General features: G+C 40.0%; 17 protein-coding genes, 2 tRNA genes and 1 riboswitch. Of the genes, 8 read left to right on the forward strand and 11 right to left on the reverse strand.

Features of this window, described 5'->3' with window-relative positions; all coding sequences use genetic code 11:
• Window positions 1–17: 17 nt before the first annotated feature.
• The 5 genes from rimP to tpiA form a co-directional block, all read right to left on the reverse strand.
• Complete coding sequence (gene rimP, locus AC1EU2_RS10185; RefSeq protein WP_480298179.1) at window positions 18–473, reverse strand: ribosome maturation factor RimP; 456 nt, start codon at window positions 471–473, stop codon at window positions 18–20.
• A 191-nt stretch (window positions 474–664) separates the two neighbouring features.
• Window positions 665–741, reverse strand: a tRNA-Met gene (locus AC1EU2_RS10190).
• A gap of 82 nt (window positions 742–823) precedes the next feature.
• Window positions 824–909 (reverse strand) — tRNA-Leu (locus tag AC1EU2_RS10195).
• Between the two features lie 26 nt (window positions 910–935).
• On the reverse strand, window positions 936–1,289 hold the full coding sequence (gene secG / locus AC1EU2_RS10200) for a preprotein translocase subunit SecG (RefSeq protein ID WP_480298180.1): 354 nt from the start codon (window positions 1,287–1,289) through the stop codon (window positions 936–938).
• A 1-nt stretch (window position 1,290) separates the two neighbouring features.
• On the reverse strand, window positions 1,291–2,073 hold the full coding sequence (gene tpiA, locus AC1EU2_RS10205; RefSeq protein WP_480298181.1) for a triose-phosphate isomerase: 783 nt from the start codon (window positions 2,071–2,073) through the stop codon (window positions 1,291–1,293).
• Between the two features lie 334 nt (window positions 2,074–2,407).
• A riboswitch (cyclic di-GMP riboswitch) is annotated at window positions 2,408–2,497 on the forward strand.
• 76 nt (window positions 2,498–2,573) lie between these two features.
• On the opposite strand from tpiA, the gene AC1EU2_RS10210 reads away from it, so the two are divergent.
• Complete coding sequence (locus AC1EU2_RS10210; RefSeq protein ID WP_480298182.1) at window positions 2,574–5,609, forward strand: hypothetical protein; 3,036 nt, start codon at window positions 2,574–2,576, stop codon at window positions 5,607–5,609.
• A 117-nt stretch (window positions 5,610–5,726) separates the two neighbouring features.
• On the forward strand, window positions 5,727–6,269 hold the full coding sequence (locus AC1EU2_RS10215) for a peroxiredoxin (protein WP_480298183.1): 543 nt from the start codon (window positions 5,727–5,729) through the stop codon (window positions 6,267–6,269).
• Between the two features lie 44 nt (window positions 6,270–6,313).
• On the opposite strand, the gene folP is transcribed toward AC1EU2_RS10215, so the two are convergent.
• The 3 genes from folP to rlmE all read right to left on the reverse strand — a co-directional run bounded on the left by folP (window position 6,314) and on the right by rlmE (window position 9,896).
• Window positions 6,314–7,147, reverse strand: a complete 834-nt coding sequence (gene folP, locus AC1EU2_RS10220) for a dihydropteroate synthase (RefSeq protein WP_480298184.1) — start codon at window positions 7,145–7,147, stop codon at window positions 6,314–6,316.
• An 88-nt stretch (window positions 7,148–7,235) separates the two neighbouring features.
• Window positions 7,236–9,194: an ATP-dependent zinc metalloprotease FtsH gene (gene ftsH, locus AC1EU2_RS10225; RefSeq protein ID WP_480298185.1), complete on the reverse strand. Its 1,959-nt coding sequence runs from the start codon at window positions 9,192–9,194 to the stop codon at window positions 7,236–7,238.
• A gap of 72 nt (window positions 9,195–9,266) precedes the next feature.
• The gene (rlmE, locus tag AC1EU2_RS10230; RefSeq protein WP_480298186.1) at window positions 9,267–9,896 is read right to left on the reverse strand and encodes a 23S rRNA (uridine(2552)-2'-O)-methyltransferase RlmE; all 630 of its coding nucleotides are present in this window, start codon (window positions 9,894–9,896) and stop codon (window positions 9,267–9,269) included.
• Window positions 9,897–9,986: 90 nt separating this feature from the next.
• On the opposite strand from rlmE, the gene yhbY reads away from it, so the two are divergent.
• The gene (gene yhbY / locus AC1EU2_RS10235) at window positions 9,987–10,289 is read left to right on the forward strand and encodes a ribosome assembly RNA-binding protein YhbY (RefSeq protein WP_480298187.1); all 303 of its coding nucleotides are present in this window, start codon (window positions 9,987–9,989) and stop codon (window positions 10,287–10,289) included.
• 38 nt (window positions 10,290–10,327) lie between these two features.
• Here the strand turns inward: yhbY and AC1EU2_RS10240 are convergent, their stop codons facing one another.
• Window positions 10,328–10,906, reverse strand: a complete 579-nt coding sequence (locus AC1EU2_RS10240; RefSeq protein ID WP_480298188.1) for a TetR/AcrR family transcriptional regulator — start codon at window positions 10,904–10,906, stop codon at window positions 10,328–10,330.
• 126 nt (window positions 10,907–11,032) lie between these two features.
• On the opposite strand from AC1EU2_RS10240, the gene AC1EU2_RS10245 reads away from it, so the two are divergent.
• Together AC1EU2_RS10245 and AC1EU2_RS10250 are read left to right on the forward strand one after the other, a co-directional pair.
• On the forward strand, window positions 11,033–11,674 hold the full coding sequence (locus AC1EU2_RS10245) for a glutathione S-transferase family protein (protein WP_480298189.1): 642 nt from the start codon (window positions 11,033–11,035) through the stop codon (window positions 11,672–11,674).
• A 116-nt stretch (window positions 11,675–11,790) separates the two neighbouring features.
• Window positions 11,791–12,525 (forward strand): Crp/Fnr family transcriptional regulator, encoded by a 735-nt coding sequence (locus AC1EU2_RS10250; protein ID WP_480298190.1) that lies wholly within the window; start codon window positions 11,791–11,793, stop codon window positions 12,523–12,525.
• On the opposite strand, the gene AC1EU2_RS10255 is transcribed toward AC1EU2_RS10250, so the two are convergent.
• Window positions 12,522–14,282, reverse strand: coding sequence for a peptidase inhibitor family I36 protein (locus AC1EU2_RS10255; protein ID WP_480298191.1), 1,761 nt, complete (start codon window positions 14,280–14,282; stop codon window positions 12,522–12,524). The genes AC1EU2_RS10250 and AC1EU2_RS10255 overlap by 4 nt on opposite strands.
• A gap of 531 nt (window positions 14,283–14,813) precedes the next feature.
• On the opposite strand from AC1EU2_RS10255, the gene AC1EU2_RS10260 reads away from it, so the two are divergent.
• The 3 genes from AC1EU2_RS10260 to AC1EU2_RS10270 all read left to right on the forward strand — a co-directional run bounded on the left by AC1EU2_RS10260 (window position 14,814) and on the right by AC1EU2_RS10270 (window position 18,518).
• A complete protein-coding gene (locus AC1EU2_RS10260) occupies window positions 14,814–16,046 on the forward strand; it encodes an SGNH/GDSL hydrolase family protein (protein ID WP_480298192.1) in 1,233 nt (410 codons plus the stop codon).
• A gap of 200 nt (window positions 16,047–16,246) precedes the next feature.
• Window positions 16,247–17,926, forward strand: a complete 1,680-nt coding sequence (locus tag AC1EU2_RS10265; protein WP_480298193.1) for a response regulator — start codon at window positions 16,247–16,249, stop codon at window positions 17,924–17,926.
• A gap of 79 nt (window positions 17,927–18,005) precedes the next feature.
• Window positions 18,006–18,518, forward strand: coding sequence for a type II secretion system protein (locus tag AC1EU2_RS10270; RefSeq protein WP_480298194.1), 513 nt, complete (start codon window positions 18,006–18,008; stop codon window positions 18,516–18,518).
• On the opposite strand, the gene AC1EU2_RS10275 is transcribed toward AC1EU2_RS10270, so the two are convergent.
• The gene (locus AC1EU2_RS10275) at window positions 18,519–19,370 is read right to left on the reverse strand and encodes an SDR family NAD(P)-dependent oxidoreductase (RefSeq protein ID WP_480298195.1); all 852 of its coding nucleotides are present in this window, start codon (window positions 19,368–19,370) and stop codon (window positions 18,519–18,521) included. It abuts the gene before it with no gap.
• Window positions 19,371–19,374 lie beyond the last annotated feature (4 nt).

Genomic DNA, 19,374 nt, shown 5'->3' on the forward strand with positions numbered 1-19,374 from the left:
CGTTCACCTTGAAACTATCAAAACTTCGCTATTAGATTGCCTTTACGGATATTATCCAAAGCAACTAGCGTGTCATTGCCATCAACCTGAAGTGAAAGCATTTGTCCTTCTACTTTAGTTACGGCGCCTTTTAATTTACGACTGCCATTGACTGGCATATTCAATAAAACTTTTACTTCTTCACCGATGTACATCCCGTACTGTTCGACAGTAAATAAAGGTCTGTCTACGCCCGGCGAAGATACCTCTAAGGTATATTCGTTTACGATAGGATCTTCTACGTCCATTACCGCACTGATTTGACGACTGGCTTCTGCACAATCATCAATTGAAATGCCGTTGTCACTGTCAATGTATACCCTAACCGTAGAATGTTTACCTGCTTGAACATAATCAATACCCCACAGTTTATAGCCTAACGCTTCAACTGGTGCAGTAAGCATGTCTGTCAGTTTGGATTCTAATCTTGCCAAAACGACACCCCCATAAAAAACAAAAAAGGGCATATAGCCCCATTACAACATCACTTCATGTGATAATTTTCAGGTTTAGGAGCTTACCCCCAAATAACAAAAAACCCCGTATTTCACGAGGTTATCATTATAAGAACCTGTAACTACAATGACTTAACGCTCTCGTTAAATTAACTGTCATTGTAGGGAGCTGGTTGCGGGGGCCGGATTTGAACCGACGACCTTCGGGTTATGAGCCCGACGAGCTACCAAACTGCTCCACCCCGCGTCAACTGCTGCAAGTATATTGATTATCACCTTTACTTGCAATAACTAAGCCTACTTATTTCGTAGAAAACTTAGCTAAACTTTGGTGCCGAGAGCGGGACTTGAACCCGCACGGCCATAGGCCACCACCCCCTCAAGATGGCGTGTCTACCAATTCCACCACCTCGGCATTAAAGCTTTTCGATAAATCCTAGATTAGTCAGGAATTTTATCTTCTGTAGATTCTTTTTTCGCTGGTGCAGTTTTTGCTGCATCTGCTGGTTGCTGCTCAGTAGCAGCTGGAGTACCTAAATTTTCCCATGCTTTATCATCTGAAGCGTGGTTAGCACTCATGCGACCTATCATCAAACTTACGATGAAGAAAAGAATCGCTAAAATTGCTGTTGCTCTCGTTAATGCATTACCAGCACCACTTGAACCAAATAGAGTTCCCGACGCGCCTGCACCGAAAGAAGCTCCCATGTCAGCGCCTTTACCTTGCTGGATTAAAATTAAACCAATTAGGCCAATCGCTACTAACAAATAAACTACTATTAACACTTCGTACATGTTATGCACTCATCGCTATGCTACATAAACTCAAAAATTCGGTAGAGTTCAAGCTTGCCCCGCCAATCAACCCACCATCAACATCTGGTTGAGCGAACAAATCTGCGGCATTACTAGGGGTAACACTACCACCGTATAAAATTCTTACGTTTTCACCAATAAATGGTGAAACTTCTGATAAACGCTTACGAATAAAAGCATGCACTTCTTGAGCTTGCTCTGGTGTAGCACTTTTACCAGTTCCTACAGCCCATAAAGGTTCGTAGGCAATAATTGCATTATCGAAAGCCATAGTACCATTTTTTTCGATAACTATATCTAATTCTTCAGCAATCACTTCAAAGGTGCGACGTGCTTCTCGTGCTGGACCTGATTCACCGACACACAAAATTGGCGTTAAACCATTTTGCTGTGCTGCAGCGAATTTCTCAGCGACAATATCACTCGTTTCGCCATACATACGACGTCTTTCTGAATGACCAACAATAACATAATTACAACCAGCATCTTTCAGCATTTTAGCTGAAACTTCACCAGTATATGCACCAAAGTCATGCTGACTGACGTTTTGTGCGCCCATACGTACTAAAGAACCGTTCAATGCATCTTTATTAGCTTCCAGCTGCTGCCTTACACTTTCAAGATAAATTGTTGGCGGACAAAGAACCACTTCTGCGGAATCGTTTTGTAGCTTTGCGGCAAACTTCTTAAATAGTTCAATAGCTAAAGCAGAAGAACCATTCATTTTCCAGTTGCCAGCAATCATAGGACGTCTGAGTGCCATTGCTGTCTCCTTTAAAGCGGGCTGAATAATAACGAACCCATGTAAAAGTTACAATAGTTCTAGTGTTAATTTTTATAAAGCGATGTTTTCTCGGCTGCTTTTTAGTCAATCCACTGACATTAGCTGCATTTCGACAGCAGATTGACTGATCTTTTGCGATTTTCTATCAGTTTCGGTTACCTAAATGCAAACCAAGGCTTGAAACTCTTTTTTATAGATTAATTTTAACAATGTTATTTGCTTATAACTAAATAGTTTAAAAAACTTATTAAGATGTTCTCAAAGTTGTCGCCTTGTAACAACTCATCAGTAGCAGCAGTAGATGAACAATTTAGGTGAATAAAGGCAAACCTCTCGAAAGTTAGGGACGCAAAGCCTCCGGTCTAAGGTCTGAAGATAGGACTAGGATAGCGGGGTTGCTGGAGCAGCTAAGCTGCACATCCATGTTTTATCCAGTTCAGATCACCTGTTTATTTGTTTTGAATAAAAAGGTTTGCATTATGCGTAGTTTATCCAAGTTAAGTGCGGGAATACTGTTTTCTCTCACAGCCAATACTGTATTGGCCGATGTCCAAGTCGATATTGATTCATCAACGCCATCAACAGGTTACCCTTTTCAAACTTTTAATGTGAATATCACATCAACTGAATCTCTAGAAACCGTTGAAGTCACAAATTGGCCAGAAGAGTGGTGCCAGTTACCTTTTTTTACTCTTTCACCAGTTTCAGTTTCAGGAAACCAGTATCAAACTTCAGTCAACTATAATTTTAAACATCATCGTAGCTATAACGGTGATAAAGTCTGTGTTTACATAAAAGATACAACTGGTAAAGAGTATACCTATTCAAGTTCTGAGCAAATAAGCTTAGTGACTGCAAAAATTGACATATCTACAGTTGAAAATAATCAACTTGAACATACCCTTTCAACGACTGACTACTATGGTCAAGATAGAAACGCTGTTGATTTTATTTATCGTCAGCAACATTCAGGTGAAACCTTATTGTTTGATCTGAGTGGACAAACTAATCCTGGGCTCGATATCGCTTTAACCGATTTTCAAGGTAATATCATTCAACTAGCAGAAACAACAGATGCTGGTGAATGGCAAATAAAGCAATTTCCGTTGCCATTGCCTGAAACCTCCGTAAACTCTCACAAATCCTATAAGCTTGCAGCTTTCCTTAAGTCTGATCACAATGTCAAAATAGGTGATGAACAACTGTCTTTTAAAGGCCAGAAGGTCGCCTTTGAAATTTTTAAAACGCCTGCTGTGCCTTTAGATGAAAACAACTATGCTTCGGGCGAACTGAGCTGGGATCTACAAACACCATTGAATATCGTTGAAACACGATTATTAATGTTAGAGGATCCGGAGCAATGCTCTGTAGCAACCCCAAATGCAAGTGTAATTCAACCGATGCCTTCTGGTACTCATTTCAATTTTATAAATCAGATTCATCTGCATAACTACTTTGCGTGTATGCAGGTTGAAGATGTTGATGGTAGAACTTTTAACCAACCAATTGGGTGGATACAGAAAGCCCGAGCTCCACAAATTCACATATCAGACTCAGTCAGCTCAGAAGAAGTTATTAGTGAAACCATTCAAGGGTATGTTACTGATGCGGAATCGGTTTATATCAACTACATTTCTGATCAAGGTACATCGAGTAGAGACCACGTTTTAAGAACTTGTGAGGATTACATTAGAGGTACCCCATTAAATGACTCTGAAGTCAATTTTGAAATTTCAGATGCAACACTAAATGATCATTATTTGTGTGTTGTTGCTGATAATGGCGTTGGTGGTATTTCACACTATTTGAGCGATCACAAAGTTAATCTAACCAATGGAATGGACATCACCGCGAATTTACAAAACAGAGAACCTTCAACTCCTTTTCCAACGGTGCTTGATATACCAGAAAAATTACAAAGGTCAACAATTGCAACACCAGGGTGTCGTGGCGTGCTTTTGAGCGCTGATTTAATAATGAGTGCAGGTCATTGCGAAGCCCCTTTCTTCCGCCCACCTAATGGTCAATGGCGTACCGCTCCTTCGAGTTACAGCTTTTTAGCCGCAAAAGATGAGTACGCACAAAAATCCCATATTCAAGCACTAAACGCAGCAAGAGAAAAAGTAGGCACCGCAGTAGAATACGATTTCCAGTGGTATAATGATGAATCCTCACGAATTGATGATGAACTAAGTCAATATTTCGAAAGTGATTATGATGTCTACTTAAGTCCGTATTTCGGTGGTGGTGTTACTGCTAGTGCAACCTTTGGAGATTACGTTTTAAGGCGTTTGCATACTCCATACGACAAGCAACCAGAAGAAATAGAGTTTCCAAAACCGTTAGTTTACACTCACCCAGCTGATCTAAATCATACTAAAGGCGAGTTCCGTGCTCACGGTATACATGATCTTACACCTCACTCAGGATGGCGCGGTGGCACGATTCACTCTTTAATGCCTGCAGGGACTAACATTGTCGAATACACGCTTGTCGACACTGCTGGCGGTGAATCTGGTTCGGCACTATGGGCTTATGATGAAGAGTTAGATACTTATGGCGTTATCGGTGCGGTTCGAGGCGGTGGGGCCTGGTCATCACTTTGGACTCATGGTCGAGTTACTCGACAAGCATTAGCTGAGTCTAGAGCAAAACAATTACAAGCAAGAAAAGCCCATTATGAAGGACGAGCTTACGGTTATCGAGATCTTCGTAGAGCCGTTGCTAAAGGTGACATAGAGTTAATCAATACCATTATTGATTCAGGTGTTGATGTGACCAAAGACAATCATGGCAACCTCGATGGTTGGATGTTGGCACGTGCCGTTGATTTTGCAATTCAAGCACGAAATAAGATGTTAGTTCGCAACAACGAAAAACATCAGCAAAAATATCAAGATCGCCTCGATGTCATCCAAGCGTTAATGCTTGGTGGCGCCGATCCAAGATTAACCATTAGTAAACCAACTCGTTATATGACTGTTGAAGCTGGCGATTCGGTCCTTCACTATGTAATAAGAACCAATGCCCAAAAGGTTATGCAATCTATTTGGTTGAATGCGACAGACTATGCTTTCGAATCATCAAGCCGAACGGTTAAAAATACCGCCGGTGAGACGCCAATGCACTTAGCCTCTCAGCTAAGTGTAAAACCAGTGATTTCTCGATTGCTGTTTACTGACGCAAGAGCAGATGTGTTTGTTGAGAATAATTCAGGGGAATCTGTTTTGAACCAGATACTCAATTCTGAAACAATTTCTCCTCAGCAAATCGCTATTTTAGACATTGTTGGTAAGGCCTTCTCATATGAGCCGAAATCGATTGATAGCGACGGTGAATTTGCCCACCCCGATTGGAAACAGCTTACCTGTTATCAAGCATCTTTAAGCTCCCAGCCAATGAGTTATGGACAGTTAGCAAATTTACGAAAAAATGAAATTTCCGACGAAGCGTTTGCCGCCATTCATCGGTTAGCTAACATTTCAGGGATAAATACTCAGATTCATTGCCAGTAAGTATGAAAAGGTAAGCCTCATTTGGCTTACCTTTTTTATAACTCTTTAAAAATTGGTATTTCCAGCTCATTTAACGCTAAACTTAACAATAATCGCATACCTTCAAGGACGACTATTGTGAAAACTAGCCTAGCAAAATTAATTATCAGCCTATTCATAACCCTTAGCTTCTCGTTTTCCACCTATGCTACTGACTTAAAAGCCGGTGATATAGCTCCAAAGTTTGAGCTAATGGCAACAGATGGCAATATGTATAAGCTCGACGATTACATGGGAAAACAAGCTGTTGTTTTAGCATTTTACCCGATGGCCAATACTCGTGGATGCACGATTGAATGCCGTTCTCTTGCTAAAAAAGGTCACATGATTAAAAAGTATAATGCGGTTTACATGATGGCTAGTGTGGACGACTTGGATGACAATAGAAAATTTGCTAAGAAAAATAAAGCAGACTTTCCAATGCTGAGTGATCCAACTAAGAAAGTCACTAAATCATATGATGTTTTAAATTGGTTACGTGTAGCAAGCCGCGTCACTTTTTATATTGGCAAAGATGGTCGTATTCTTCATGTTGATAAAAATGTGAATCCTGAAACTGCAGCTGAAGATATTGCTAAAAATTTGGAAATGCTGAAAGTAGAACCAGCTCAGGGATTTTAAGATTTCGCCAGTTTGAAAAGAATAGAGGGCTCTAAGAGCCCTTTTTATATGGAATGCTTCTGAGTTGCCAATAACACCTCAAGCACGTCCTGAGTTTCTTCTACATCATGCACTCGAATGATCTGTGCACCTTTTTGAATTGACAATATTGCACCTGCCAAACTTCCCGCCAATCTCTGTTCAACGGTTCTTCCACCGCATAGCTTATCAAACATACTCTTGCGAGAAAGACCAATCAACACAGGCAAACCAAATCGATGGAACTCTTTTTGATTGGCTAATATTTGTAAGTTATGTTCAAGGGTTTTGCCAAAGCCAAAACCTGGATCGAGAATGATATTTTCACGTTTTATTCCAGCAGAAATACAAGCTTTAATTCGCTGCTCAAAGAACTCACTGATATCTTCAATCACATCATGGTATTCAGGGGAAGCTTGCATCGTTCGTGGTGTACCTTGCATATGCATCAAGCAAACCGGCACGCCCGTTTCGGCTGCAATGTTTAATGCACCAGGCTCTTGCAAAGCTCTCACATCATTAATAATGTTTGCACCAGCAGCAACCGCTTGACGCATCACTTCAGCTTTACTGGTATCAATCGAAATCCAAACGTCTTTTTTGCTTAAATGCTGAATAACCGGAATCACACGTTCAAGTTCATCTTTAAGCGAAACCGCAGGTGCGCCGGGGCGAGTAGATTCACCACCAATATCGATAATTTTAGCGCCTTGAGCAATCATTTCATCAGCATGTTGACATGCCGTTTCATAAGTATTGAACTTACCGCCATCAGAAAAGGAGTCAGGGGTTGCATTAAGAATCCCCATGACCACAGGGCTTGAAAGATCTAAAGTTTTATTACCGCTTATTAACTTCATTACACACTCCCAAACAAAGGCACTTAGTTGAAGTAACTCTTCAACAAAAAAGCCCCTATAGAGGGGCTTTTGATCTAAACGCTACGAATTACTTCGCTGCATCACCTTCTGCATCATTTATATCTGCATCTGGTTTCTCATCAGATTTAGTCTCAGCTTCTGGCTTAGTTTCAGCTTTTACGCCTTTATCATTGCCTTTATCGCTGTCGTCAGACTCTTCCCAATCAGCCGGAGCACGAACTTCACGGCGATTCATTAAGTCATCAATTTGATCTGCACCGATAGTTTCATACTTCATCAATGCGTCTTTCATAGAATGCAGAATGTCTTCATTATCTTTTAATAATTGTTCTGCACGAACGTAATTTCCATCGATAATCACTTTAACTTCTGAATCAATCGTCGCCTGAGTTTCATCAGACATATGACTTGATTTTGCCATGCTACGACCTAGGAATACTTCGCCTTCTTCCTCAGCATAAAGCAAAGGACCGAGTTTCTCAGAGAAACCCCACTGAGTTACCATGTTACGGGCAATTTGAGTCGCATACTTAATATCTTGCGATGCACCTGTAGACACTTTTTCAGCACCATAAATCATCTCTTCGGCCAAACGTCCACCATAAGCAACTGAGATTTGAGACTCAAGCTTTTGACGGCTCTGACTGATGGCATCAGCTTCTGGTAAGAAGAACGTCACACCAAGCGCACGACCACGAGGAATAATGGTTACTTTGTGCACAGGATCGTGATCCGGCACTAAGCAGCCTACGATGGCGTGACCTGCTTCATGGTAAGCAGTCATTTCTTTTTCTTCTTCAGACATCACCATCGAGCGACGTTCTGCGCCCATCATTATTTTATCTTTGGCTTTTTCAAACTCATCCATGCCAACAACACGCTTATTGTTACGAGCGGCAAATAATGCAGCTTCGTTAACAAGGTTAGCAAGGTCGGCACCAGAGAATCCTGGTGTACCACGAGCAATAATGCTGGCTTTAATATTCTCAGCTAAAGGCACCTTACGCATGTGAACTTTAAGAATTTGCTCACGGCCTTTCACGTCTGGTAATCCTACAACTACTTGGCGGTCAAAACGACCTGGACGAAGCAAGGCTTGGTCAAGTACGTCTGGACGGTTAGTTGCAGCAATTACAATAATACCTTCATTACCTTCAAAACCATCCATCTCAACCAGCATTTGGTTCAGGGTTTGCTCACGTTCATCATGACCACCACCTAAACCTGCGCCACGTTGACGACCTACAGCATCGATTTCATCGATAAAGATAATACAAGGTGCAGACTTCTTAGCTTGTTCGAACATGTCACGCACACGAGATGCACCGACACCTACAAACATTTCAACAAAGTCAGAACCAGAGATGGTGAAGAAAGGCACTTTCGACTCGCCTGCAATTGCTTTTGCAAGAAGTGTTTTACCTGTACCTGGAGGGCCAACCATCAATACACCTGTTGGAATACGGCCACCCAGCTTTTGGAATTTCGTTGGATCTTTTAGGTAATCCACCAGCTCAGTTACTTCTTCTTTCGCTTCATCACAACCTGCAACATCTGCAAAAGTAGTATTGATCTGATCTTCACTCATCAACTTAGCTTTACTCTTACCGAAAGACATTGCGCCTTTACCGCCACCGCCTTGCATTTGACGCATGAAGAATATCCACACACCTATGAGCAATAGCATTGGGAACCAAGAAATAAAGATTTGGGTCAAGAAGCCGGACTCTTCCGTCGCTTGCCCCTTCATGGTGATACCTTTACGATCTAAATCGTTGATTAAGTCAGTATCATAAAGAGGCATGACGGTAGTAAATTTTTCACCCGACCTTTTTACCCCTTCGATAGTACGCTGATCGCTTTTTACTTCGACTTGCGCAACAGTTCCATTGCGAACATCATTCAAAAACGTCGTGTAGTCCAACTTCTGCGTCGATGAAGAAGATGGAGAATATCCTTGGAAAACCGTCATCAATACAACTGCGATAACCACCCAAAGGATTAAATTTTTAGCCATGTCACTCAAATTAACTGACCTCGTTTAAAGTCTTGTGAAAAATTTTTAACTCAAGGCTTTTACAGCCGTCCTTTTAGATTACTATAACTTGTAACCTGTCGCTACCAAATACACTTCACGTGAACGTGCACGTGACGATTCTGGTTTACGAGTTTTTACCACTTTGAAAGCACTTTTTACGTCTTTCATATATTGGTCAAAGCCTTCACCTTGGAAAACTTTAACTGCAAAACTGCCATTTGGTGCGAGCACTTGATGACACATATCTAAGGCTAGCTCAACCAAATACATCGCACGGGGCTGGTCAACAGCACCTGCACCACTCATATTTGGCGCCATGTCAGAAAGCACGACATCCACTTTATTATCGCCTACTCGCCCTAATAATGCTTCAAGTACTTTATCTTCTCGAAAATCTCCTTGAAGAAAATCTACACCAACAATGGGATCCATGGGTAAAATATCGCAACCGATGACTTTACCCTGCTCACCAATGTGTTTCACTGCGACTTGTGACCAGCCACCTGGTGCTGCCCCTAAATCTACAACTGTCATTCCCGACTTGATGAGTTTATCTTTTTGTTGAATTTCTTCTAATTTAAAAGCCGCGCGCGATCTCAATCCTTGTTTTTGCGCTAACTTGACGTAGTGATCGTCAAAGTGCTCCTGCATCCAACGAGCAGAGCTCGCACTTCTTTTTTTGGTCGTCATTAAGAAACCACAATAAATCTAGATTACATAATTGCTATATAAGGGTAGAATACCCGCTTTTCAACAGTAACTCAGAAAAAGTGTGTAACAATGAATTTAAACACTAAACAAAAGCAGTTCCTAAAGGGATTAGCTCACGACTTAAGACCCGTTGTATTACTTGGTGCAAATGGTTTAACAGAAGGGGTTCTGGCTGAAATTGACGCAGCATTAACTCATCATGAGTTAATTAAAGTAAAAGTGCCGTCTACGGACCGCGAAATGAAAAATGCAGTGATCGACGCAATCGTTCGTGAAACACAAGCTGTTAAAGTTCAGCAAATCGGCCACATTGTGGTGTTATTCCGTCAATCTGAAGAAATGAAGATTGCCGTCCCTAAGGCAAAGAAATAATTCTTACGCCTTGAAGCTTGAACCACGCATGAGCTCAATCAAGAGTGAGCGTGGTTTGGACTTTCAATTAATTCTATAAATGCTTCTACCGCGGATTTAACCCGACTTTTTGATTGACCCAATTTTGCCATATTCACAATTGCAAAACTTTGTGCAGTAATCAAATCAACTAAAGCTGTTTTTGCTTCCGAGCTTAAATCTTCTTTTCCCGCATGAATATTTTGTTTAACTAAGTCATGTAACCCAAGCGAACTTTGCAGCACATAAGTTAACGCAGCTTCACTCAATAACGCTCTTTCGTTTAGGCTTAGTACTAGAATACATCCCCTGTCGTCGATATGTTCAGCCATCTCTCTCAGTAACTGAAAAATATTATTCATGCCTAGAGGTTGTTGATTCAAAATTTGGATTACAGGTGCTCTCAACTCACTATAATGCTTTAAGACTTCAATAAATAAGTTATCTTTACTCACAAACTCATTGTAAATACTTCGCTTGTTTAGACCTGTAACTTCAATTAGATCGGTCAGTGATGTCGCTGCGTAGCCCTTACGCCAAAAAACATCGAGTGCTTTCTCAATGACTGCTTGCCGCTGATAGTTCTTAGGTCTTGCCACATGCACGCTCCACAATTTTCGTCCCTGCATTATAACGAACCGATTGGTAAAGATCTCTTGCTTAGAAATTATGCCTCATATAAAGTATATTTTACCAATCGGTTACTTATTTATATAGGACTCTCTATGACTACCCTTCATGGTGTTCCGTTATCCCCTTTTGTTCGCAAGGTTGTCTTTGCACTAGAGACTAAAGGCGTTGACTTTGATATCAATCCCATTACTCCCTTAGCGCTACCGGAGGGGTTTGAAAAACTCAGCCCTCTAAATAAAATTCCTGCTTTCGAAGACGATTTAATTTCTACCGCTGACTCTTCTGTAATTTGTGAATATTTAGATCAACGATATCCTGAAAGCCCGATCTACCCCCAAGATTTAGTGGCGAGAGCTAAAGTTCGTTGGTTTGAAGAATATGCAGATACTGCTGTATTAAGCTCTTGCGGTCCCATTTTCTTCGAACGTATTGTTAAAGTTCATATTATGAAGCAAGAAAGTGATGAACAACGTATTCAGAGCTTGATTGAAAACGACATTCCTCCCGTATTCGATTACTTAAATGAACAACTTTCGGAGAGTGGGTTCTTAGTAGGAACGTCATTGACAACGGCTGATTTTGCCTTAGGTTCAAACTTAATGAATACCATGTATGCTGGATACAAGATTGACAGTGAACGTTGGCCTAAACTCGCAGCCTATCAACAACGCCTCTTTGCTACTGAATTATTCCAGAAACGATTAGCAGCTGATAAAGCGATGATGGCTCAGTAAGATTTTTTGAACAAAATAAAATACCTGAGCAATTTAATCAGACTTTGATCTGTTCAGGTGTTTTTTAAGCGTATTTAGGATAAATTCTTGCGTAGGGTCACTAACAGATAATTAAAATGATTAAAGAGCCTTACATCAAGAGAGTTGTTCATCAACATCATTTATTCAAAAGCTTAGAAGAAGCAGAGCTAATGAGAGTGATGAGTTCAGCAGCTTTAGTTCACTTAAACCCCAACGAAAATTTATTTTTTCAGGGGGAGCCAGCTAGCCGATTCTATTTATTACTGCACGGCAAGCTTCAATTGTTTAGAAGCAACCCTCAAGGTCAAGATAAAGTCATTGAAGTCGTTCGAGAAGGCCACACTTTTGCTGAAGCGCTGATGTTTAATAAACAGGCGAATTACCCAGTCTCTTCGCAAGCCGTTTCTGAGTGTCAATTAATCAGTTTCGACAACGACAGTTATCGACAAATGCTTAAACAGAATTCTGAAGCTTGCATGGCCGTGATGTCTAACATGAGTGTTCGTCTTCGTAAAAATATTACTGAAGTTGAAGAGCTTTCGTTACAGAATGCACAATCTCGTCTACTGTTGTTCTTTATGCGTCATATGCAAATAACCAGTGAAAACACAGGACGAGTGGAATTGGATATCCCTAAACGAGTACTCGCTTCACGATTATCGATTCAGCCTGAAACTTTTTCTCGTTTAATGAAAAAAATGACCGCTAAAGAACTTATCTCTGAAAGCGGTCACAATATTATCATCCATGACATGCGTGAACTCTACGCTATTGTTGATATTCCATTTGAAACGACACCTAAAAACCACATTGATATTCAGGTAGTTTAAGGAATATTCCCCATACGGCTACCTAACGTACCCCACTTTCCTGGTACCCATAGATGATTGCCCTTATAACCGTAGTTAACATGGATTACTTCATCTGGTGCCATTTTGTCTCTAAGCGCTTGCGCTTCTACTGGGTTCATTGGTACGTCGAACGTTGAACCAGGAAAGTCGGCTCCACATATGCTTTTACCCTGTACAATTCGCCCTTGTTGATGAGAAACGTTCCATTCACCATCTTGTTCTCGACAAGCAAACTTTTGTTGCTTATCCCAGTCAACTTTCATGAAACGCTCACCACTACCTAAAAATGATGCAGTGCGACCGTTAGAATAAGCACCAAAACTTGTTTCAGGTCCAAATGCCCAAAGTTGCTTATTTAATCGTCCTGACTTGCTATCAAGATCACTTTCCTCAAGCATGTCCAAGCCAATCGCATTGACACCATTAATGATGCCTACTCTAGCTTCATCGGCTGTTACAGTGTCATGGCAGAAATTGTTATGGCACTCTTGAGATCTCAAGAAAGTATCAATATCAAAGTGAGAGTCGTGCATATTAATGGACGCCACTCCGATGTTTTTTTCAAAGCCATTTCCCATCATCACGCTTGGTGCAAGATCACAACCAGTATTTCCCGTATCTTTATAGAAAAAGACTCTTGCGCCAGAATCACGTATTTTCTTGAGCGTAAGATCTTTAGGAACTGTGGAACATGAATCAATCGAATAGACTTCACTCCCCATCCACTTAATGTCTTTTTCTAATTGCTTATATCCCTCTTGATCATTACTCATATCGTCTTGCAAGTAGAAAAATACAACGTCATTTGGATCTGACCCTTTCAACCAAGTGTCTACTTCACCTAATAAACGACGTAATGAAATATTAAAGCTAGAAAAGCGACAATCGAATGAGTGGCACACTGTTGTGTATCCATCACCACGTCTAACATCTAACTCAAAAAAACGAACCCCAAGTTGAAGTTGCTCCGCCAAAGAACGGCGATGATTTGGCCCAGGGATTAGTTGACCTGAAAAATAAGCAGTACTATTAAATGAGTTATGCGATGCAAGCACTTGTAGATGTGTAAGTGGTAACTCACTTGATAGAGTTTCCGTTAAATCAATGGCCTTTTCTGTCTCAGTAGGAAAACGTTTATTCACCTGAAATGAATCAACATTTTCATCTTGCCAATCGCCTGGCCTTTCGCCTAAATTACTACTCGAGCGTGTCATTTGTGAATGCTGACGATTTTTATCGAAATTCGGATATTCAAATAAAGTCACTTTCGTCTTGCCTGAAACCAATAACGACGCACCTTCGTTTCGCCCTACAACAGTATTGTCTAAATCTGAAACCGACTGCCCAGCTTCAAGGCAATAAGGTGTCCCCCTGAATCCGTTATGCTCAAACAAGCATGCAAAATCATTGGAATTTCGAACACCTACTTTTAATGAACTGATAGCATCATCCATTGCATCAAGTTTATAAGTATTCGCCATTACAACGGTATGCTGTCCCCGAAAACTTCCGTCCGAGTAAATTTTGGCGTAAGCATTACCGTATAGCCGAATCGACGATACTTTATCGTTAATCTGATTTCCGATCCAACCATGTTGACCAACACTAAAGCAGGTCTCTTGACCTTTATACTCAGGGTCTGAATACAGGCAAACTTTGTTTTCATCAACTTTGGCGTAAGCCATACCGCTGATGGTTAAGGTTGCAAGTAAACAACTGACAGCAAACTTGTGCATAGAACAGCCTAAAATGGATAACATGTGTTCAGATTCACTAAAAACGAGATAAAAATCACGCCCCAAAAACCAATAAGGCGATCTAGATCACAAAAAAACACGAATTAACTACATTTATGCGTATTAGTTCACAACTTATACAAAATAGCGTATTTATAATGCTTGTCGTAGATTAAAACTTTACCAAGTTGGTATGTATTTCTGAGCAAAAAACAATCCATAACCTCACTGAAATGAATATTTTTGTGATCAAAGACATTACATTTATCCCAATTAGTTACACTTATTTATCTAACTTCACAAAATAAACAAAATAGTATCTCTTTAAATGACTTAGAGCGCACAGCCTCATTTATTTTTTAAACCTAAATATTAACAACTTATAGACATTCTGATTAGTGCTTATGCTCTATACCGGTTTTTTATGCACTTTAAATAACTATTAGTTATGGTTAAAAACTCATCTTACCTGTTAATGTTGTCGCTATAACAAAAAGAACAAAAAATTAACAAAATCGAGGGGTGAACAACATGTCAATATCAAAACTGATCACTATGGTGATGTTAGGGTTTGTAACAATCGCCAACGTTTCTCCAGCTAAAGCAGCTGAAAAACAAGTCGACCGAATCGTCGTTCTCGGAGATAGCCTGTCTGATGATGGTGGAGATAATTCGACTTGGTTTCTTACAAAAACACTTAATGGCCAAACCGGTGATCGAGGTCTCAATCATATGCAACCTTGGGTTAGAGCCTGGCTCTCAGAGAGAGTATGGGGTTACGGTTGGTTTTGTAGTTGGAAATACGTTCCGTGCCGTACCGTAGAAAAAGGGATATTGAAGGCTACAGCAAAAATTCTCGAAAAATCTGGTGCTGTACCTGTAACACCTGCGCCTCACTACGATAATGGCCGTTGGAGTAACGGACCGATGTGGCCAGAGTATCTATCCCAAATGATGGGCATCCCGTTAAATGATACCAGTCGTTATATTAATGTTTCTCACGCCGGAGGTTGGTCACTCTGTGTTGGCGATAAAGCCTTAGGGATTAGAGATCTAAAAGGTGATTTAAAAACTGTTGCGATGAATATGGTAAATGGCAGTTTAGTGCCTCCGTGTTTGAAGCTGATTGCGAAAGGGGTGAACTATAAATATGGTAATTACCATCCAAATGATCTTGCGATTCTGTTTTTTGGCGGTAACGACTATCTTAATCTCTATCAAGATCCAGCTAGAGTAGTTAATGCACAAGCAGAAGTGATTGAAGATGCGATTGCAAAAGGCGCTAAAAGTGTTGCTTGGTTAAATATGCCTAACATTGCTCAGACACCACGTTATTTAAATGGATCAGGTATGGATAAAGCACAAGAAACAACACGCTTAATCAATACTCACAACGCTTTGTTAATGATGAAGTTCATCGAACTAAAATCAAAATATATTAACAAAGGCGTCAATGTTATCTTTGTTGATGCAAATAAGATATTTAAAGACATCATAGCCAATGCGCATGACCATGGTATGTACGTGTTAGATCAACCATGCTCAACACTACCAGCCCCTGGGCTTGATGATTCAGAAGTTGTACAAAACAACCCAAGTTTAAGAGCCATAAATGAAATGGCGACTCCGAACGGTGGCATATGCGAAAATCAAAGCGAGTACATGTTCTGGGATGGCGTTCATCCAACAACAGCTACTCATAAGGTTATCGCAGAAAAGGCCTGCTCAATACTGAAACAACAGGGATTTAAGTGTAACTTATAGTAATAAAAGGTGTTTTTCAGTCCTCTACAATAATAGAGTAAGCCCATAAATGGGCTTACTCTTTTCAACAATATTCACATTACAGCCTACTTTAACAATCCAATAAAAAAACACTGTTAGAAAGCCAAAATTTTATTACAATAAACGGCTTTTCATACCGCCTTATATTACCAATTAGATAGAGTCTTAATAGGAAGTTCATGCTCTGCGCCAAGGAAAATAGAACGCAATCTCCTGATTCATTGTTCGATAATAAAAAGTTCTTAATTATTGATGATTCACCAAATTTTATCTCTTTAATGCAATCTATTCTTAATGAAATTGGTATATCAAAGTCAAAGATCACCACGACCACAAGCAGTACTAAAGCGTTACAACTTCTGGCTTCTTATAAATTTGATGCCGTTATCTGTGACTATGATCTTGATCATCACATTGATGGTGGAATGATTTTTGATGAAATTAAGCGTAAAGGTCTACTGTCAGATAATGCTGTTTTTATCCTAATTACCGGTGATGGTAATCCGAGAATATTCGCTCATATCTTAGAAATGGAGCCAGACGATTACTTAATTAAACCTTTTTCGCAAAAAGACTTTGATCAGCGTCTGAGCCGAGTCATGAAAAGAAAGGTCTCTTTGACTTCTCTGCTCAGATTAATTTCAACAAAAAAATATCAAGATGCCATTAACGAGTGTCATTGGTCAGTAAAAACCTACCCTGAATATAGGGCTTATATAAGAAGGCTTGAGGGCGATTGTTTATTAAGGCTTAAAAAGCTTCATAGTGCAAAGGCACTTTACGAAGAAGAAATTAAAATGACCTCTCACGTTTGGCCAAAAGTCGGTCTTGCGAACTCACTCTTTGAGTTAGGAGAAATAAAAGCATCCGATGAAATTTTTGAATCAATTTTAAAAAAACACCCTCATAACGTTGAAGCTAGAACAGCACTAGGCCGCTCCATGCTGGTTCAAGATTCGGTTCCTGAAGCGTTAAAACACTTTAAAGCTTTGCATAAGATCAATTCATCTAATCCTGTTAGAGAATTGATTATTGCCAATCTCTCCACATCAATTGGCGATCAAACTGCATCAGCAAATAGTTACTTCCGTTTCTGCGATAAAGTTGTTGGGACGAGCCGTTATGACTTTCATATTGAGGCATTTTCATGCTTAACATTCATGCTTTCTGCTTTTAATGAATCAAAAACTGAGGATGAAGTCGAAAGTATCTTGGCAGAAGCACTGAGTTTAATCGCAACATTAAAGTCAAAAGTTGAAGTTGGTGAGAACAGAAACATCGATAGCCTAAATTCATTGACCGCTTTATTTGGTATTTATTCAGCATCAACATTCCAGTTTGAAGAAAGTATACGCCTCGAACAAAAAATTCAAAAAGAGAAAATCAACAACTTTTATTCAGCCATGATGATTGCTTGCTTGAGTGCTATTTGTGGAAATACCAAGAATTTACAAAACATAACACTAAGAGCGAAACAACTTTGCAATGATGGCGATGATGATATTTTAAATTTAAGTATGCTTAAACTCATCAATAGTTTTCAAAAACGGGTGAATAACGCTATAGAGCAATCTCAAGAATCACTTGATGAAGCTGAAGCACTCAAAGCTACGGCCAGACCCAAAGAAGCATTTGTAAAAGCAATTAAAGCTTATAAATTCACGAAGTATGACCCAAATCTATGTTTATTACTTCTAGATTTAATTTCAATAGAAATACCTGACAGCCTCAATAATTCTCAGTTAATTGAGCTAATTAATAGCTGCCAATTTGTGTGCTCATTCAATAAAGAAAAGCTCAATATGACTGCTAATGAAATTCAAAAAATCACAGAACTTGCACTTACACAATTAAAATAAAAACGGCTTCGATGTCATACCTGCTAGCAAGACCTAAAGTGTTAATATTATATTCTTTAGAGTCTGGTTTGAGGTAAAAATGACGGTGATTCGTTCGAATGGTTTTACGATAATTGAACTTGTAATTGTTATAACACTTCTAGGTTTTCTGTCCGTCACCGCATTTCCTAAACTACTTAACTTTAAAAAAGATGCCCAAATAGCACTTTTACAAAAAATCGCAGGAGACATGAAATCCCTCAATGAAATAGTACATTTAAAAGCCACGATTGAAGGTGAATCTCAAACTAGTGGTAATGCTTTTTTTGATTCAAGCCTTGGGCAGATTAACGTCTATAACGGCTACCTAGAAACAGTCGGAGAAGGGGATAGTAAAATAGGTATTTTTGAAATCGTCGGTGTAGAGAACATCAGTGACTTCTCATTAAGCAGGGAAAGAGGTCCAAGAGTTTGTACTTTTCGCCGTGGTGGCTTTGGTAACCTTGGAACAGCAGGTACTTCTTCGTATGGAGACGAATGTTTTGTTGAATATAAAGAAGCTTGCAGTCTGACTGAAAAATATCAAATAAATATCGTGGTAAGCGGCTGTTAACTAAGTTCTATATTTATTCTTATTCTTCGCGCCAATTTTGTAAAGCATAGGGCGAGTGCCTCGGCGAATTTTAGGAGATAAATAGCTGATTGTTGTAAGTAACCCGCTGAGCCAAGGCATTGCAATTTCAGTTTTTTTATTAATAGTGAGTTCTACCACAGCATCAGCCACTTGCCCTGCACTACTCATCGGCTGCGAATATACAATATCTTCGACATTATCGATCTCTTCCATGATAAAGCCTGTATTGATTGGGCCTGGTGAAACTATAGCCACTTTAATTGCGACACCAGCTAATTCGTCCGCCAACGCATAAGTAAATGCTCGTAACCCCGCTTTTGTCGCACTGTAAGTTGCAGCACCTTGAAGAGGGGCCCTCCCCGCTAAAGAGCCTATCATCACAATAGCACTTTGTTTATTCTTAGGCATATGAGGAAGTACAAGGGAAGTTAAAAAGATTGGGGCTTTTAAATTTACATCGACCATCGCCGCAACGTCATCATGCTCTCGCTCAATAAAATCGCCTCTGTGATGCAATCCCGCATTATTAACAAGAATGTCGATTTTACCAAACTCTAAAACCGCTTGGTGAACTATATGCTTACAACAACTGTTGATGCTTATGTCTGCCGTTACAATCAAAACCTGGCAATTAGGGTAAGTACTTAACTTTTTTTTGATATCAAGCAGACCCGAGACTGTACGAGCGACAACGACGATATTAACACCACTGGGATAATTTTCAGCAAATTTGATGGCACAGGCTTCGCCCACACCTTTTGAAGCGCCTGTAATAACAACAGTGGGAACGGCCGTTTTTTCTATTTGTTCAGCGATAACATCATCACTCATACTC

Source organism: Parashewanella sp. 2304DJ23-3, from assembly GCF_056591695.1.

Excerpts from the sequence above, each read along its gene's own strand:
- secG (WP_480298180.1), bottom strand. The coding sequence starts at position 1,289 with ATGTACGAAGTGTTAATAGTAGTTTATTTGTTAGTAGCGATTGGCCTA.
- tpiA (WP_480298181.1), bottom strand. The coding sequence starts at position 2,073 with ATGGCACTCAGACGTCCTATGATTGCTGGCAACTGGAAAATGAATGGT.
- AC1EU2_RS10210 (WP_480298182.1), top strand. The coding sequence starts at position 2,574 with ATGCGTAGTTTATCCAAGTTAAGTGCGGGAATACTGTTTTCTCTCACA.
- folP (WP_480298184.1), bottom strand. The coding sequence starts at position 7,147 with ATGAAGTTAATAAGCGGTAATAAAACTTTAGATCTTTCAAGCCCTGTG.
- rlmE (WP_480298186.1), bottom strand. The coding sequence starts at position 9,896 with ATGACGACCAAAAAAAGAAGTGCGAGCTCTGCTCGTTGGATGCAGGAG.
- yhbY (WP_480298187.1), top strand. The coding sequence starts at position 9,987 with ATGAATTTAAACACTAAACAAAAGCAGTTCCTAAAGGGATTAGCTCAC.
- AC1EU2_RS10245 (WP_480298189.1), top strand. The coding sequence starts at position 11,033 with ATGACTACCCTTCATGGTGTTCCGTTATCCCCTTTTGTTCGCAAGGTT.
- AC1EU2_RS10250 (WP_480298190.1), top strand. The coding sequence starts at position 11,791 with ATGATTAAAGAGCCTTACATCAAGAGAGTTGTTCATCAACATCATTTA.
- AC1EU2_RS10255 (WP_480298191.1), bottom strand. The coding sequence starts at position 14,282 with ATGCACAAGTTTGCTGTCAGTTGTTTACTTGCAACCTTAACCATCAGC.
- AC1EU2_RS10260 (WP_480298192.1), top strand. The coding sequence starts at position 14,814 with ATGTCAATATCAAAACTGATCACTATGGTGATGTTAGGGTTTGTAACA.
- AC1EU2_RS10265 (WP_480298193.1), top strand. The coding sequence starts at position 16,247 with ATGCTCTGCGCCAAGGAAAATAGAACGCAATCTCCTGATTCATTGTTC.
- AC1EU2_RS10270 (WP_480298194.1), top strand. The coding sequence starts at position 18,006 with ATGACGGTGATTCGTTCGAATGGTTTTACGATAATTGAACTTGTAATT.
- AC1EU2_RS10275 (WP_480298195.1), bottom strand. The coding sequence starts at position 19,370 with ATGAGTGATGATGTTATCGCTGAACAAATAGAAAAAACGGCCGTTCCC.